The 16,146-nt window shown below is 69.2% G+C and carries 11 protein-coding genes; 10 read left to right on the plus strand and 1 reads right to left on the minus strand.

Annotation, left to right across the window (positions count from 1 at the left end):
• Positions 1–254: 254 nt before the first annotated feature.
• From AC1Q6P_RS21040 to tagF, 10 genes are all read left to right on the plus strand, one after another.
• The gene (locus AC1Q6P_RS21040) at positions 255–2,297 is read left to right on the plus strand and encodes a type VI secretion system Vgr family protein (protein ID WP_492703318.1); all 2,043 of its coding nucleotides are present in this window, start codon (positions 255–257) and stop codon (positions 2,295–2,297) included.
• Positions 2,298–2,304: 7 nt separating this feature from the next.
• Positions 2,305–4,095 (plus strand): hypothetical protein, encoded by a 1,791-nt coding sequence (locus AC1Q6P_RS21045; protein WP_492665845.1) that lies wholly within the window; start codon positions 2,305–2,307, stop codon positions 4,093–4,095.
• Entirely contained in the window at positions 4,095–4,913 is an 819-nt protein-coding gene (locus AC1Q6P_RS21050) for a BTB/POZ domain-containing protein (RefSeq protein WP_492665844.1), read from the plus strand. The genes AC1Q6P_RS21045 and AC1Q6P_RS21050 overlap by 1 nt, the downstream gene beginning before the upstream one ends.
• 63 nt (positions 4,914–4,976) lie before the next feature.
• Entirely contained in the window at positions 4,977–6,749 is a 1,773-nt protein-coding gene (tagH, locus tag AC1Q6P_RS21055; protein WP_492665843.1) for a type VI secretion system-associated FHA domain protein TagH, read from the plus strand.
• Positions 6,746–7,504: a PP2C family protein-serine/threonine phosphatase gene (locus tag AC1Q6P_RS21060; protein ID WP_492665842.1), complete on the plus strand. Its 759-nt coding sequence runs from the start codon at positions 6,746–6,748 to the stop codon at positions 7,502–7,504. The genes tagH and AC1Q6P_RS21060 overlap by 4 nt, the downstream gene beginning before the upstream one ends.
• A 24-nt stretch (positions 7,505–7,528) precedes the next feature.
• Positions 7,529–7,915, plus strand: a complete 387-nt coding sequence (locus AC1Q6P_RS21065; protein ID WP_492665841.1) for a DUF4280 domain-containing protein — start codon at positions 7,529–7,531, stop codon at positions 7,913–7,915.
• 72 nt (positions 7,916–7,987) lie between these two features.
• The gene (gene tssK / locus AC1Q6P_RS21070) at positions 7,988–9,325 is read left to right on the plus strand and encodes a type VI secretion system baseplate subunit TssK (protein ID WP_492665840.1); all 1,338 of its coding nucleotides are present in this window, start codon (positions 7,988–7,990) and stop codon (positions 9,323–9,325) included.
• Positions 9,326–9,334: 9 nt separating this feature from the next.
• A complete protein-coding gene (locus AC1Q6P_RS21075) occupies positions 9,335–10,696 on the plus strand; it encodes a DotU family type VI secretion system protein (RefSeq protein ID WP_492665839.1) in 1,362 nt (453 codons plus the stop codon).
• A gap of 91 nt (positions 10,697–10,787) precedes the next feature.
• Positions 10,788–14,306, plus strand: a complete 3,519-nt coding sequence (gene tssM, locus AC1Q6P_RS21080; RefSeq protein WP_492665838.1) for a type VI secretion system membrane subunit TssM — start codon at positions 10,788–10,790, stop codon at positions 14,304–14,306.
• On the plus strand, positions 14,303–15,034 hold the full coding sequence (gene tagF, locus AC1Q6P_RS21085) for a type VI secretion system-associated protein TagF (RefSeq protein ID WP_492665837.1): 732 nt from the start codon (positions 14,303–14,305) through the stop codon (positions 15,032–15,034). Before tssM ends, tagF begins: the two co-directional genes overlap by 4 nt.
• A 57-nt stretch (positions 15,035–15,091) precedes the next feature.
• Here the strand turns inward: tagF and AC1Q6P_RS21090 are convergent, their stop codons facing one another.
• Positions 15,092–15,802: a hypothetical protein gene (locus tag AC1Q6P_RS21090; protein ID WP_492665836.1), complete on the minus strand. Its 711-nt coding sequence runs from the start codon at positions 15,800–15,802 to the stop codon at positions 15,092–15,094.
• Positions 15,803–16,146 lie beyond the last annotated feature (344 nt).

Genomic DNA, 16,146 nt, shown 5'->3' on the forward strand with positions numbered 1-16,146 from the left:
CGGCGGCCAGGCCGGCTGAAATTGGGAGATGCCCGCATTCTGGCCAAGCTTGATGACAGCCCGGTCGGCGAGGCCGATTGTGCGCAGGCGGCAAGGGCTGCGCGGCAATTTTCTGCGGGCTTAATCACGAAATTTCAGGCGCCTGGCGACCGTATAGTCTCGGCACGAGGCGTGTCGAGCGGGGTCGCCTGCTCGCCAGGAACGCCCCAGGTATTCGAGGACCTATGCCAGCATCGACCGGGTTTCTGATGGGGATGAACAGCGCGGCTGGCGCCCATCTGCGCTTTCGCGCCATGACGGCGTCCGAGGCGCTGTCCACGCCGTTTGAGTTCCAGGTTTCCGCCATCTCCTCGGAGGCCACCCTGTCGGCCGACGATCTGCTGGGCACGGCGGCGGCGGTCTCCCTGCGCCTGGATGCGTCCAACACCCGCTGGTTCCATGGCCTGGTCAGCGCCTTCTCCTTCCAGGGCATGGAAGGGCGTAACTTCGTCTACCAGCTGACGCTGCGCCCGGCCCTGTGGCTGCTGACGCGGTCCAGCGACCTGCGCATCTTCCAGGACTTGAGCGTGCCCGAGATCCTGGAGCAGGTGTTCGCCGACTACAGCGGCAGCGTGGTACAGGAGCTGAGCGGCAGCTATGCCAAGCGGGCATTCTGCGTGCAGTACCGCGAAAGCGACTTCAATTTCGTCTCGCGCCTGATGGAAGAAGAGGGCATCTTCTATTTCTTCCGCCACAGCGAATCGCGCCACGAGCTGGTGATTGCTGACAGCAGCAGCGCCCACGTGGCCATGGCAGGCTTTGAGACCATTCCCTTCCTGGCCGAGGGCAATGCCCTGACCCAGCAGAGCGCCATCCACAGCTGGCAGATGCGCAGCGAGGTGCAGACCGGCAAGGTCGTGCTGCGCGACTACAACTACCTGACGCCCGACACCGACCTGAGCAGCTCGCCGGCCACGGCCAGCCGCAGCCATGCCGAGGCCGGCCACGAGGTCTACGACTACCCCGGTGGCTACGAAGCCAAGGCCGCTGGCGATGCGCGCGCGCTGGTCCAGCTCGACGAGGCACAGGCGCAGTTCGGCCGCTTTCATGGCAAGGGCGACTCGCCGGGCCTGTGCGCCGGGGGGCGGTTCAAGCTGAGCAAGCATCCGCGCAGCGACCAGAACGCCGAGTACCTGGTGCTGTCCACCCGCATCGAGATGAAGCGCGGCGGCTATGAGTCCGGCGTGGGGGCGGGCAGCTTGGGCTCGGCCTTTGGCCTGCAGTGCGAGTTTGAGTTGCAGCGCTTTGACCAGGCCTTCCGGCCGCGCCGCCTGAGCCGCAAGCCCAGCGTCGCCGGGCCGCAGACCGCGGTGGTGGTCGGCGATGCCGACCCGGGCGACATCGTCACCGATGAACATGGTCGCGTGAAGATCCAGTTCCACTGGGACCGCATCGGCACCAAGACCGCCGCCAGCAGCTGCTGGGTGCGTGTGGCCAGCCCCTCGGCCGGCAATGGCTTTGGCATGGTTTCCCTGCCGCGCCTGGGCCAGGAAGTGGTGGTCGATTTTCTGGAAGGCGATCCGGACCGCCCGCTGATCACCGGCCGGGTCTACAACGCCCAGCAAAAGCCGCCCTACGAGTTGCCGGCCCATGCCACGGTCAGCACCCTGAAGAGCCGCAGCAAACTGGGCGGTGCGGCCGAGTTCAACGAGCTGCGCTTCGAAGACAAGAAGGGCGAGGAGTATGTGCTGCTCCATGCCCAAAAAGACCGCCTGGACTTTGTCGAGGAAACCTACAAGAGCGAGATTGGCAAGGACGAGCACCGCAGCCTGAAGGGCAACCGCCACGACAAGGTCGAGGGCGAAATGCATCTGAGCGTACTCAAGGACCTGAAGCAGGCGGTCGACGGCAAGCTCGACCTTACCGTGGGCAAGGACCTGGTGTTCAAGAGCGGCGGGGTGTTCAGCCTCAAGACCGACAAGGACATCACGGCCAAATCGGGCGCGGCCATCTCGATGGAATCGAGTGCCGACCTGCACCTCAAGATCGGCGCCAATATCGGCGCCGAGGCCAGCCAGAACCTGCATCTCAAGGCCGGCATGAATCTGGTGATCGAGGCGGGCACGCAGATCACCATCAAGGCGGGCCCCGCCTCCATCGTGCTCGGGCCGGACGGGGTGTCCATCACCGGCCCCATGATCAAGCTCAACTCGGGCGGCTCGCCGGGCAGCGGCAGCGGCGCCAGCCCGGTGTCACCGCTGGATCCGGAGGCGCCGCAAGCACCCGAGGCGCCGGAAGATCCCTTGACCCACCGCTGAGGCCTCCATGCAGGCACAGCTTTCCTCAGAAGCCCAGGGCACGGTGGCGTGGCACGATTTTGTGCCCCGCCTGGCGGCGCATCTGGCCGCGCAGTGGCCGGCCATGGAAGCCTTGCTGGCCGAGCGCTACCACACCTTTGTCCAGCTGGCGGTGGAACAGGCCCGCAAACTGGGCTTGCGCCAGCCCGCCAGCGTGGGGCGTTACGTCAACCTCTGCTTTGTCTGGGGCCCCAGCTTCCAAGATCGCCCCGAGTACGCCTGGGCCGCGCAGCATCTGAGCGATGCCAGCGAGCGGCCGGCGCTGGCGGAATGGGCCAGCCTCCATCAGCTGCTGCAGCGCTCGCTCACCGAGTTGCAGGGCATGGCCGGCGCCAAGGTCGATGCCGCCAGCCTGCGTGCGGCCGACGCACGCTTGCTGGATGCCATCGAGGCCTGGGTGGCCGAGCCGCGCGCCGGCCTGGCCCGGGTCGCCGCCGCGCCGCCCCTGCCGCGCGCCGCCTGTGATCTGGAGGCCGTGGAACTGCGTGTCCTGCCTGCCGGAGTCGCCGAGGGCGGCGAGCGCCCGGCGCCTGTGGCCCAGGATTACCACTGGCAGGCCGGCGGCTGGCTGCGACTGCCGCGACCGGAGCCGGCGCCGCTGCGCATCGACAGCCAGCACCCGCTGCCTGCCCTGATCAGCGTGCTGGCCCCCGTGGCGGGCCAGGGCGAGCCCTGCCGGCTGCAGCTGCGCGCCCGCAGCCATGCCAGCTGCAACGGCGATCACCATCCGGCCCTGAGCGTTACCGGCCCGCAAGACCGCCAACGCTGGCATGGCCATGAGACACGGGCCCTGAATTGGCCCATGGTCGCCCGCGCGCCCAGCAGCCGGGCCAGCGGGCCGGGCTGTCTGGTGGCGGAAGAGAGCTCGCCCGAGTATTACAAGCTTGAGCTGCAGGTCTGCGGCCTGCGTGACCAGGGCGAGGCCCTGGGATCGCAGCACGGCCTGATCCAGGCCTGGCCAGCGGCGCAGTGGTGGGTCGAGATTCAGCGTCCGCGCCTGGCCATGGACCAGCGCGAGCTCATCACGCCCAGCCACCAGGCCCGGCGGCAGTCACTCAGCCGTTGCCGTGTCGAGCGGGACGGCGAAGCGCAGGACGCCCAGGCTCTGCAAGCACAGCTGGACCAAGGACTGGACGCCGCCTGCGCCCAAGCCCTGTGCCGCCTGGCCGAAGCCTGGGCCCAGGTGCCCGCGCTGCAGCAGCCCAAGCTGGAGGGCAGCCTGGGCTTGCTGCGCGGCTCGGCCGCGTTCAGCTGGGGCTGGCGCCTGGGCGCCGAGGGCCTGGCGGCATCGGCCTGGATGGGCCTGCAGGCCCAGCTGCAGCTTGAGGCCTGTCTGGCCGATCTGGAGTTCAGTGCCGAGCTGCAGCTGGGAGACGCCCGCAGCCGGCTGAGCCTGCGCTGCGCCGGCCGCGCCGAGCTGCAGGCGCAACTCAATCGCAGCCAGGCCGGCGAGCCTCTGCCGGCGCTGATGGCGCAAACCGTCAGCCGCTGGCGCCTGCCGCTCAGCCTGAGCCTGGACCCACTGGCCTCGGAGACCGGCGCACTCTTGCAGCCGGTGTCGGCGCCTCAGGCTGCCCTGATTGGTGAGCTCGGCTTGCGGCCCAACAGCAAGGTGGGCAGCGGCTGGGAGTGGTATGCCAAGCTGCAGCTGGAGGCGGTGTCGCTGGAGCTGCTGACCCAGGACCCGTTGATGGGGCCCAGCCAGCAAACCTTGCAGCTGCTGCCCGCCTTGCCACTGCTGGACTGGAGCATGGCCTGATGGAACGCCTGCTCGTCCTCCGACTGGAAGCGCTGGGCTGCAGCGCCGAAGCCTGGTTCAACGGGGTGCCGCTGGGCCGTGTGGACGGCCAGCAAAGCACGGTGCTGAATCTGCCGGTGCATGAGTACGCGCTGGCCGGTGCCAATCAGCTGGAGCTGATCATCAACCCCGCGCCGGTGCTGGCGGAGGGCAGCGAGGCCGAGGCGGAGCCGGCCTTGTCCGATGGCCACCTGGGCGCACGCCTGTGTCTGCTGCTGCCGCGCATGGGTGCGCTGGCCCACCCCAGCCATGCACGCACCCTGGCGGCCCTGGACTGGGCACCGGCGGAAGCCGAGGTCTACCGCTCGCCCACACGCTTGCAACAGCGCTTCGAGCTGCCGATCAGCTTCCCGCGCTGGCGGTGGCTGGATGCGCCGGTTCAGAGCCTCAATCCGAGCGTGAGAGCCGGTCTGGTCGACCATGTCATGGGCTTGGCCCTGGGCTTGGCCAAGGGTGATGCAGAGCCGCTGATTCGCGCTTCGCGACTGCGACTGGAGGAGCTGGCCCAGGCCTACCAGCGCGAGCTGGGCAGCGAAGTGGCACGGCTGCGCGCCCAGGTCCAGAGTCACCACGCCGCTCAGGCGTTGAAGCCCGTGCTGCCCAGCCTCGGCAATCTCAAGCTCAGAGCGGTGGCCGGGGGGCGGCTGCTGGAATGCCTGGGGGCCGATGGCCTACCGTTTCTTCGCAGCCCCGGCCGCACGGCCTCGGGCGCTGCTTGCATGCTGCATTGGCCGCTTCGCGTCTCGGCCATTGAGGGAGAGTTTTATGTCTTGCGCTGATCACCACACACAGACGCCTGGCCGTTTGCTACCGCCCACCGGCCGCGAAATGGAGGGCCGGGCATGATCCGCCTGACCGTGCTCAGTTTCAACGGCGAGCCCATGCAGGGCTTGAGCGCCAGCTTTGACGAGCTGGGCGGCAGCATCGGCCGGGCCGAGGGCAACCAGCTGGTGCTGCCCGACCCGGAGCGCAGCATCTCGCGCCAGCATGCCCGCATCAGTTTCCGCGCCGGGCGTTATGTGGTGGCCGACAACGGCAGCAATCCGGTGCTCTTCAACGGCCAGGCCTTGGCGCCGCAAGCGGAGCAGCTGCTCCAGGCGGGCGATCAGCTGCAGATCGGTGGCTACCTCTTGAGCGTGAGCGAGGAGCACAAGGCCGCGGCCAGCGCGGACCCCTTTGCCGATCTGTTCGGCGACATCAGCGGCGGCCTGGCGGCGCCGGGCGTGGCTGCCCCGGCAGCTGCAGCTTCGCCGCCCATCTCGCCCCTGCCGGCATCGCGGCCCCCGGTGGCGGCGCCGGCCGCCCACGGCGGCGCAGGCGCAGCCATGATCCCCGAGGACTGGGACCCGTTTGCCGACCTGAGCCCATCCAAGGCCGGCGCGGCCTCAACGAGCGCGGCCTCCTCATTCCCCGCAGCGGCTGCCGGATCGGCCGGCCTGGCTGGTTTGCTGGGCGGTGGCAGCGAGAGCTCGCTGGACGCCTTGTTCGGCCTGGGCGGAGCGGGCGCAGCCGGTTCCAGTGCGGGTACGGGTACCGGCTGCGCCGACCCCTTTGCCCATTTGCTGGCGCCCGCGCCTTCGAGCATCGACCCGCTGCTCCAGCCCGGTGGCGCAGCGCCCGCCCGGTCCGGGCCCAGCCTGGCCGACCATGGCTCCGAACTCAATGCCGCCATGCCGCGCGTGCGCGCCGAGGGGGCCAAGCCGGTGCCCACTCCCGCAGCCAGCCCTGCAGCCAGCCCCGCGGCGCCGGCCCTGCCGCCCGGCGCGGTGTTCTCCTGGGACGAGGTCAAGGACCCGATGCCCACCACGGTGCCCGGTTTTCTGGCGCGCGGGCCGGGCGATCGCCAGGAGCGGGTGCAGGCCGCGCCGGTGCCAGATCCCTTGGCCACGCCGTGGCCGTCCACCCTCGATCGTTTACCTGCGGCGCCAGCACTGGCTACCGCTCCAGCTGGAGTGCCGGCTGCGGGCCCCCATCCTGCGTCCTCGGCCACGGCAAGCCCCACGGACGCAGCCGGGGAGGGCGCCTTGCTGGCCGCCTTGCTGGAAGGTCTGGCCACGCCGGGCCTGCGCCTCGAGGCCCTGACGCCAGACCTGATGCGCCTGATCGGCAGCCTCTTGCGCGAATCGACCCGTGGCGCCGTGGAACTGCTGGTCGCGCGTGCCGCGCTCAAGCGCGAGATGCGGGCCGAGATGACCATGATCGTGGCCAAGGAGAACAACCCGCTCAAGTTCTCGCCCTCGGCCGAGGTGGCCATGCAGTACCTGCTGTCGCCGGCGCTGCCGGGCTTCATGCCGGCCCAGCCGGCCATGCGCGATGCCTTCAACGACCTGCGCGCCCACCAGCTGGCGGTGATGGCCGGCATGCGCTCGGCCCTGGACAGCGTGCTGCTGCGCTTCGACCCGGTGCGGCTGGAGGCGGATCTGACCCAACGCTCGGCCCTGAGCGCGCTGCTGCCCTCGCTGCGCAAGGCGCGGCTCTGGGACACCTTCGAGGAGCTGTTCAGCCAGCTCTCGAGTGAGGCGCAGGACGATTTCGAGGACCTGTTTGGCCAGGCCTTTCTCGATGCCTACGAAGAACAGCTGGACCGCCTGGCCGCGGAGCGTGAGCGCCCATGATGCCGCTGCATGTCGAAATTGCCCTCTTGTCGGACCGAGGCGGGCGCAACTACAACGAGGACGCCTGCGGGCACTGGCAGTCCGAGCGCCAGCTCTGCTGTGTGCTGGCCGATGGCGCGGGCGGGCATGGCGGCGGCGATGTGGCCTCCAAGCTGGTGGTGCAGGGCGTGGTCAGCCATTTCGCGCGCCAGCCGTCTCAGAACGGCGCCGCCCTGGGCGAGCTGCTGCGTTCGACCAACCAGCAGCTGCGCGCCGAGCGCGAGCCCGGCACCGAGCGCGAGGACATGCACAGCACGGCGGTGAGCCTGGTGCTGGACCTGACCAGCGGCCAGGTGCACTGGGCCCATGTCGGTGATTCACGCCTGTACTGGTTCCGCGCCGCGCGCCTGCTGCAGCGCACCCAGGATCACAGCCTGGTGCAGACCCTGGTGGATGCCGGTCTGCTCGACGAGGCGCAGATGAACAGCCACCCCAAGCGCAGCGAGCTGCGCTCGGCCATGGGCCTGCCCGATGAGGACCTTGAGGTCAGCTGCGGCGATGGCATCCAGCCGGCCCAGCCGGGCGATGTGTTCCTGCTGTGCACCGACGGGCTGTGGGAGTATCTCGACGCCGAGGTCCTCGAACACAGCCTGGCCGCAGCGCCCTCGCAGCAGGCCTGGCTGGACACCCTGGCCGCCGAGGTGCGCCGGCGCACCGCGCACAAGAACAGCCATGACAACTTCACCGCACTGACCGTCTGGGTCGGCGCGGCCTGAACCTGCGACCAAGGAGCAGCCACCATGCCCATGCACGTGTGTACCGGCGCCCAGATGATGTGCTCCATGGGCGCGGCGCCCGCGGTGTTCAACGCCACGCCGAAGACCGTGATGACCAACAACATGATGGCCGGCAACATCATGGACCACGTCCCCATGCTCAACATCCCGACCTTCGGCATGTGCCAGAGCATAGGCAATCCGTCGGTGGCCTCGGCCACCGCGGCGGCCCTGGGCGCGCTGACGCCCATGCCTTGCATCCCCAACACAACGGCGCCCTGGACGCCAGGTGCCCCGACGGTGCTGGTGCTGCAACAGCCCGGGCTCGACAACACTTGCAAGCTGATGTGCAACTACGGCGGCGTCATCAGCTTTGTCAGCCCGGGCCAGACCAACGAGATGATTCCCTGAGTCCCTGCGGCTGAGGGGCCGACCGCCCGCAGCCCGGACCGAGACCGCCCCATTTTCAGGAACGAGAAATCTATGACATGGCATAACAAGGTGATGTGGACGGAGGGCATGTTCCTCCAGCCACAGCATTTCCAGCAACAGGACCGCTACGTGGCCCGCCAGATCGACGGCCGCATCCAGGCCGCCTTGCCCTGGGCCTGGGGCTTCAGCCGCTTGCAGATCGACGAAGCGGCCTTGCTGCAGGGGCGGGTGGCCCTGCCCAGCGCGCGGGGCATCTTGCCGGACGGCCTGGTGTTTGACATCCCTGGCGATGACCCGGCACCCCTGGCCTACGAGGTACCGGCCGATGTGCGCGACCAGGTGCTGGTGCTGGCCCTGCCGTTGTCGCGCCCGGGCGTGGCCGAGAGCGATGTGGAAGCGGCCGACGGCGCCATGCCGCCACGCTTTCGCGCTCTCGATCTGGATGCCGCCGACATCCACGCGGCCAGCCTGCGCGAGGCGCCGCTGCAGATCGGCCGCCTGAACCTGCGCCTGATGCTGGAGCGCGATGCGGGAGAGGGTTATGCGGTGCTGGGCCTGACGCGCATCATCGAGCGCCGCGCCGATGGCCGCGTGGTGCTGGACAGCCAGTACGTCGCGCCCATGCTGCATGCGCCGGCCCATGCCGTGCTGGACAGCCATCTGCGCGAGGTGCAGGGCATGCTGCACCAGCGCGGTGAGGCACTGGCCGCCCGCCTGGCCCAGCCGGGCCGGGCCGGCGTCGGTGAGATCGCTGACTTTCTGCTGCTGCAGACCGTCAACCGCCAGCAGACCGTCTTCACCCATTTGCAACGCCTGCCGGTGCTGCACCCCGAGCGCCTGTATGCCCAGTGCCTGGAGCTGGCCGGTGATCTCTCGACCTTCCGCGAGCAACGCCGGCCTCTGGCCTATCCGGCCTACCGGCACGAGGACCTGGCCAGCTGTTTCCGCGCGGTGATGACAGACCTGCGCCAGTCCCTGTCCATGGTGCTGGAGCAGACCGCCATCCCGATCGAGCTGCAAGACCGCAAGTTCGGCATCCGGGTCGCCCTGATCCCTGATCTTGAGTTGCAGCGCACGGCCAGCTTTGTGCTGGCGGTCAATGCGCAGATGCCGGGCGAGGCCTTGCGTTCGCGCTTCCCGGCCCAGATCAAGATCGGCCCGGCCGAGCGCATCCGTGACCTGGTCAATCTGCAGCTGCCCGGTGTGATGCTGCGGCCCATGCCGGTGGCACCGCGCCAGATTCCCTACAACGCGGGCTACACCTATTTCGAGCTGGAAACCCGGGGCAACGAGCTCTGGAAACAGCTCGAGACTTCGGGCGGCCTGGCCATGCACATCGCCGGCGACTTCCCGGGTCTGAGCCTGGAGTTCTGGGCCATCCGGAGTTGAGGACCTGTCATGAGCGAGAACGAGAACGATCCCTTTGCCGCGTTCGAGTCCGAGCGCACCATCATCAAGCCCAGTGCCGGGCGTGCCCGTGCTGGCGCATCGGCCGCGCCGGCGGGTGCGGATCGTGCCGCTGAGGCTGGCAGTTCGCCCACCCAGGCGGCCGCCGCGCGCGCCGACGGCCCGGCTTCCGCGCCGCTGCCCGAGCTGGGCGCCCAGGCCAGCCTGAATCCGCTGGTTCATGCGGCTGCGCCCTTGCTGTCGGCGGCGCCGCGCTTGCGCGCCATGCCGCGCCATCCCAACCCGCAAGCGCTGCGGGCCAGCCTGGTGGAGGCGATTCGCCAGTTCGAGCTCAGCGCCCAGCAACAGCAGCTGCCCAATGAGCAGCTGGTGGCCGGTCGCTATGTGCTGTGCACGCTCCTGGACGAATCCGCGTCGAGCACCCCCTGGGGCAGCGCCGGCGCCTGGGCTTCGCAAAGCCTGCTGGTGCAGTTCCACAACGAGAGCTGGGGCGGCGAGAAGGTCTTCCAGCTGCTGGCGCGTTTGATGGAAAGCCCGGCCCAGCACCGCAATCTGCTGGAGCTGATGTACCTGACCCTGTCCCTGGGTTTCGAAGGCCGCTACAAGGTGCTGGACAACGGCCGTGCCCAGCTGGACGCCATCCGCGAACGCCTGGCCCAGGTGCTGCGCCAGCTGAGCGGGCCTGTGGAGCCGACGCTGTCGCCGCATTGGCAAGGCGTGCAGCAGGCGCCGGCGCGGCTGCGTGATGGCATTTCGCCCTGGCTGGTGGCGGCGCTCAGTGCTTTTGGCCTGCTGCTGATCTTGCTGCTCCTGCGCCTGACCCTGGGCGCACAAACCGATGCGTCCTTCATGGCGCTGCAAGCGCTCCATGCCAAGGCCGAGGCGAAACCGGCGTTGGCCGCCGCGCCCGTGGCCGTGCCGCCGCGCCTGGCCCAGCTGCTGCGCAGTGACATCGAGGCCGGTGCGGTGCAGGTGCGCGACGAGGCTGATCGATCGGTGGTGACCGTCCTGGGCGACACCATGTTCGAGCCCGGCAGTGCCGATGTGGCCGCCCGGGCCACGCCTTTGTTCGGCCGCATTGCCGCGGCCCTGCAGCAGGTGCCGGGCCGCGTGGCCGTGGTGGGCCACTCCGACAACCAAGCGATCCGCTCGCTGCGTTTCCCCTCGAACTGGCATTTGTCGCTGGCGCGGGCGCAAAGCGTGCGTCAGCTGCTGGCCCAGACGGTCGAAGCCAGCCGCCTCGGCGCCGAAGGCCGTGCCGACAGCGAACCGGTGGCCGACAACGCCACCGCCGAAGGCCGCGCGCGCAACCGCCGGGTCGACATCGTGCTGACGGTGGCGGCTCAGCCCTGAAGCGCCCAGGCCCCGACATGACCCGCCCGCGAACTTCCAAGAATTGCATCGCCGATCCAGCCCCGCGCCGGATGCGGCAAGAAAGTTACCCATGAAGCGATTTCTGCAATGGCTCCTGAGCCCCGCCGTGATGGGCACGCTGGCCCTCTTGCTGCTGTCGGCCGTGATCTGGTGGCTTGGGCCCTTGATCGCCATCGCCGGCGCCACGCCGCTGGGCGGCTGGCTGCCGCGTGCCGGCCTGCTGCTGCTGATCTGGCTGTGCTGGGGCGCGCGCCTGCTCTGGAGGGCCCACCAGCGCCGCAAGACCAATGCCGCCTTGCTGGCCGGCCTGGGCGCTGGCCCCTCGGCCGCCGACAAGGAAGCGCAGCTGCTGGCCCAGCGCTTTGCCGAGGCAGGCCAAAGGCTGAAGGCCGCCTCCAAGCGCAGCTGGTGGTCGGGCGAGCAGTATTTGTACGAGCTGCCCTGGTATGTGTTCGTCGGCGCGCCGGGCTCGGGCAAGACCACGGCCTTGATGAATGCCGGCTTGCAGTTCCTTTTGCGCGAAGGCAAGGAGGGCCAGAGCGCGGCCGTCAAAGGGGTGGGCGGCACGCGCAACTGCGAGTGGTGGTTCACCCAGGACGCCGTCTTGATCGACACCGCCGGCCGCTATGCCACGCAGGAGAGCGACCGTGAGGTGGACGCCAGCGCCTGGGACAACTTCCTCTCGCTGCTCAAAAAGACCCGCCCGCGCCAGCCCATCAACGGCGTCTTGCTGACGGTCAATGTGCAAGACCTGCTGCAGCAGGGCGCGGTCGAGCGCAAGCAGCACGCGGCCCAGCTGCGCGCGCGCCTGCAGGAGCTGCACAGCAAGCTCGGCGTGCGCGCCCCCGTCTATGTGCTGGTGACCAAGACCGACCTGATCGGCGGGTTCAACGAGAGCTTCGAGGGCTTGGGCAAGGAAGAGCGCGACCAGGTCTGGGGCTTCACCTTTGCGCATGAGGAAACGCCGACCGGTGATCCGCTGGCCGATTTCGCTCGCTTCTACGGCGAGCTGCAGCAGCGCCTCGTGGCCCAGCTGCTGGGTCGGCTGGAGGCCGAGCGCGATCTGAGCCGCCGCCAGGCCATGCTGGCATTCCCGCAGGAGTTTGCGAGCCTGCAGCCGCTGCTGGCCGAGTTCTTGAACCAGGTGCTGGCCGGCGGCGGGCAGCTGGAGCAAACGCCGCGCCTGCGCGGTGTCTATTTCACCAGCGGCACGCAAGAAGGTTCGCCGATTGCGCGTGTCATGGGCGCGCTCGGCCGCTCGTTTGGCTTCGACGCGCGCGCTGCCGCGCCTGCTGGCGCACGGGGCAAGAGCTTTTTCCTGAACCGCTTGCTGCGCGATGTGGTGTTCGCCGAACGTGGGCTTGGCGCCGTCAGCCAGGCGGCCACGGCCCGGCGCCGTCTGCTGCGCGGCGTGGCTTTCGCCGCCATCGGCTTGTTCAGCGTGACCCTGCTGCTCGGCTGGGCGATCAGCCGCTCGCGCAATCTGGACCATGCGGAACTGGTGCAATCGCGTCTGCCGGCGCTGCAAGCGGCGGTGGATGCGCTGCCTGCCGCCAACAATGCCGATGTCAGCGCCTTGCCCGAGGTGCTGGCCCAGGTGCGCGATGCGGCGCACAGCGAGGCCTTCGACCTGAAGGACCCACCGCTGCTGCAAGGCCTGGGCCTCTACCAGGGTGACAAGCTCGACGCCGGCGCGCAGCTAGCCTATGGCCGCTTGCTCGAGCAGCAGCTGATGCCACGCCTGGCGCGCCGCCTGGAGGAGCGCCTGCGCACCGCCTCGCGTGACAACCTGGAGCAGGCCTACGAGGCACTCAAAAACTACCTGATGCTCTACCAAGCCGAGCAGCTGGACGCTGCCAGCCTCATGGCCTGGATCGGTGTGGACTGGGATCAGAACTACGGCCGCATGGACCCGGCCCAGCGCCAGCTGCTGGATGCCCATCTCGAGGCCTTGCTCTCGCGCGGCCCGGTGCGGCCATCGGTGGCCATGGACGAGAGCCTGGTCGCCGGCGTGCGCGAGATGCTGGCGGCCTATCCGCTGGAGTACCGCGTCTACAGCCGCATCAAGCGCCAGTACCGCGCCGGCGATGTGCCGGAGTTCACCGTGGCCGCTGCGGCCGGCCCCAATGCCGCGCAGGTCTTTGTGCGCGCCAGTGGCGAGCCGCTGACCAAGGGCATCTCGGGCCTGTACACCAAGCAAGGCTACGAGAAGCTGGTGAAGTCGCAGGTGCAGAAATCCGCCCTGCGCCTGGCGCAGGAAGAGCCCTGGGTGCTGGGCATCAAGAGCGACCCGGCGCGACTCAAGGACCTGGCCGTGGGCACGCAGCTCAGCGACAAGGTGCGCCGCCTCTACTTCGAGGACTACATCAAGACCTGGGACCGTTTCCTGGCCGATGTGCGCCTGGTCAAGCTGGCCGGGCTGGAGCGCAGCATTGCTGTGGCGCGCATCCTGTCGGCCGTCGATTCGCCCCTGGCCGCCTATTTGCGTGGCGTCAGCGCCGAGACCCGCCTAGTGCCGCCCGCTGGTGGCGGCAATGCGCTGGACAAGCTGGCCAATCAGGCCAAGAGCGATGCGGCCGCCCTGGCCGGCGCCGCGCCCGCCGACGCCGCCGGCGGGGGAGGGCCGCTGGAGCGCATGGTGGACGACCATTTCGTGGGCATCCATCGCCAGATCAGCGGCCAGCCCGCGCCCATCGATGACACGCTCAAGATGTTCAACGAGCTCTACACCCAGCTGAGCGCGGTCGACGCGGCGCAAAAGAGCAAGTCGCCGCCTCCGCCGGGCGGCGGTGCGGAACGCATCAAGACCATGGCCGGGCAGCAGCCCGAGCCCATCCGCTCCATGTTGGAGCAGCTGGCCGATGCCGGCGCCAACCAGAGCCGCGGGGCCGAGATCCAAGGCCTGTCGGCCGAGCTCAAACCCATCTCCGAGTTCTGCGCCCGCGCCATCAATGGGCGCTACCCCTTCGCCAGCGGATCGCGGGCCGATGTGCTGCCGGAGGACTTCGGTCAGTTCTTCGGCGCGGCCGGTCTGATGGACGAGTTCTTCCAGCGGCGCCTAGCCACCCTGGTCGACACCACGACCCCCAGCTGGAGCTACAAACCCTTGGGAGATGGCAGTAAGCCGGTGGCCGCCGCAGCCCTGGCCGAGTTCCAGCGCGCCAGCCGCATCCGCGAGGTGTTCTTCCGCAGCGGGGGCAAGCAAGCGGGCCTGAAGATCGAGCTGCGCCTGTCCGAGATCGACCCGGCCCTGAAAGAGCTGGTGATCGACAACGACGGTCAGATCCACAAGCTCAGCGCCGGGGGTGCCTCCATCACCCTGAACTGGCCCAGCAGCCGCGTGGCAGCGCAGATCAAGCTCAGCAGCGGCGCCCCGGGCGCGGCCGCGCCCATGTTGTTTGAAGGGCCCTGGGGCTTGTTCCGCCTGTTCGATCGCTTCGGCATCGAGCCCTCCAACGTACCCGAGCGCTTCAGCGTGCCGGTGGTGATCGATGGGCGCAAAGCCAAGCTCGATGTCATTGCCGCCAGCGTCTTCAACCCCTTCCAGCTGCGGGAAATCAAGCAATTCCGTTGCCCGGCGGCGCTGTGAACCGGCGTGACACCCTGCCGGGCTGGTACGGCAAGCTGCCGGCCCTGGGTGACTTTGCCTCTCGTCGCATGGGGCCCGACCTGCTGGCCTGGTGGGACGCCTGGCTGGCCCAGGGCCTGCTGGATTTGCAAACCCAGCATCGCCTGCGGGGCAGCAACTGGCTGGACGCCTACCTGGTCAGTCCCAGCTGGCAGTTTCTGCTGAGCCCGGCCTGCCTGCCGGGCGAGCTGGGGCATCAGGCCTGGATGGGCTGCCTCATGCCCTCGGTGGATCGGGTCGGTCGCTACTTTCCTTTTCTGGTCCTGCAGTCCTTGCCGGCCTTGCCGCGAAGCCTGGCCGCGTGGCGGGCGGTGCAGGCTCGCCTGCAGGCGCTGGACGCCTGCGCGGCCGACGCCCTGGAGCAGGACTGGGTGGTCGAGCAGGTCGAGGCCGAGCTGGAGGCCGCCCTGCGAAGCTCGGCCTGGCCCGATGCCTTGTGGAGCGATCCAGGCGATGCGCCTGCGGCCGCGGCCTCGCCGGGGCAATGGCTGGATGTCGCAGCCACGCCCGACCTGGCTTCAAGCGATCCGGTGCTGGACGCAGGCCTGCGGCTTTGGGCTCAAAGCCTGGCGTCTTCCAGCCAGGCCCCGCGCTCCTACTGGCGCGCGCAGCCGGCCGGGCAGGCCGCGCGCTGGCGCGTGTGCGCCGGCATGCCCCAGCGCGCATCGGCGCTGCTTGGTGGTGAATGAGCCGAGCGGACGGGGCCGCCGCTGTGGCGGGTCTGCTCGCGCCCCTCGTCGATCTCCTCAGGGCTGCTGACGAAAGCGTTCGCGCAGCGCTTGCAGCTGCGCCTCCGTCACGCCCAGGCTGCTGGCGTTGAAAGCACGCTGATCGGGCGTGTGCATCAGCAGGGCCTGGGTTTCGTTGACCATCAAGGCCTCGTTGCCCGGGTCGTAGTCCATGCTGGAGAGCAGGCTGCGGAAGCGGGCACGCTCAGCTTCGTTCAGGCCCTGTTGCCAGAACGCCCAGCAGCGGCGCTGGTAATCCGGGTTGGTGAAAAACTCGCCATGGCTGAGTTCGTGCCGCAAGGTCGACTCACGGCGCAAGGCATCGACCTGCTCATCGCCGGGGGTGGTCGGGTCGTCCTGCTGGACGGCGGTGAAGCTGACCAGGGCCTGCGCGCTCGCCGTTGACGGGGCTGCAGCCGTGGCCGTCAGCAAGCCCTGCGCCTGCAGCAAGCTCTGCAGCTTGAGCTCCTGGGCATTGAGCTTCAGGCCCTGCACTTGGGCCTGGGCAAAAAAGCGCTGCAGCTGCTCGGCACTGTAGTCATGGCCGAAGTAGAAGGTCGCCACCGAATCGCCCGAACGGGCCAGCAGCCCCTGCATCTCGGCATCGCCCAAGACCGCGCCGCCGGCGCTGTGCTTCTTCTCGATGAAGGCCGCGGCGCGATTCAAGGCCAGACCTTGCTCCAGCAGGCTGGGGAACTCCAGGATCAGGATCGCGGGCTTGTCGCGCAAGCGGGCGAGCTGCCACCCCGAACCCCGGCCATCGTGGGCCAGGATGTCCGCCAGGCTCAGCAGGGGAACCGGCTCCTGCCTTGATGCTGTGGCGAGGGCCGGTGCCGCTGCCGAGGCTGCGCGGGCAGCCGGGGATGCAGGCTCCGCCGCCGCTGTTTCTTGGGGCGCGCCAGCCCCTGCGAGCGAGGCCCAGCGCTGGTAGGCCAGGCCAGCGCTGATCGCCAGGATCAGACCCGCTGCGCCCCACATCAGCGCCTGACGCCGCGCACCGGCCCGGGGCAGCGCTGCGGGATGAACGGCTGCATCGGAAGCCCGGCCGCGCAGTGAAGGTGGGGGCGGTGAGG

It is taken from the genome of Roseateles sp. GW835-FHT13E02 (genome assembly GCF_058794035.1).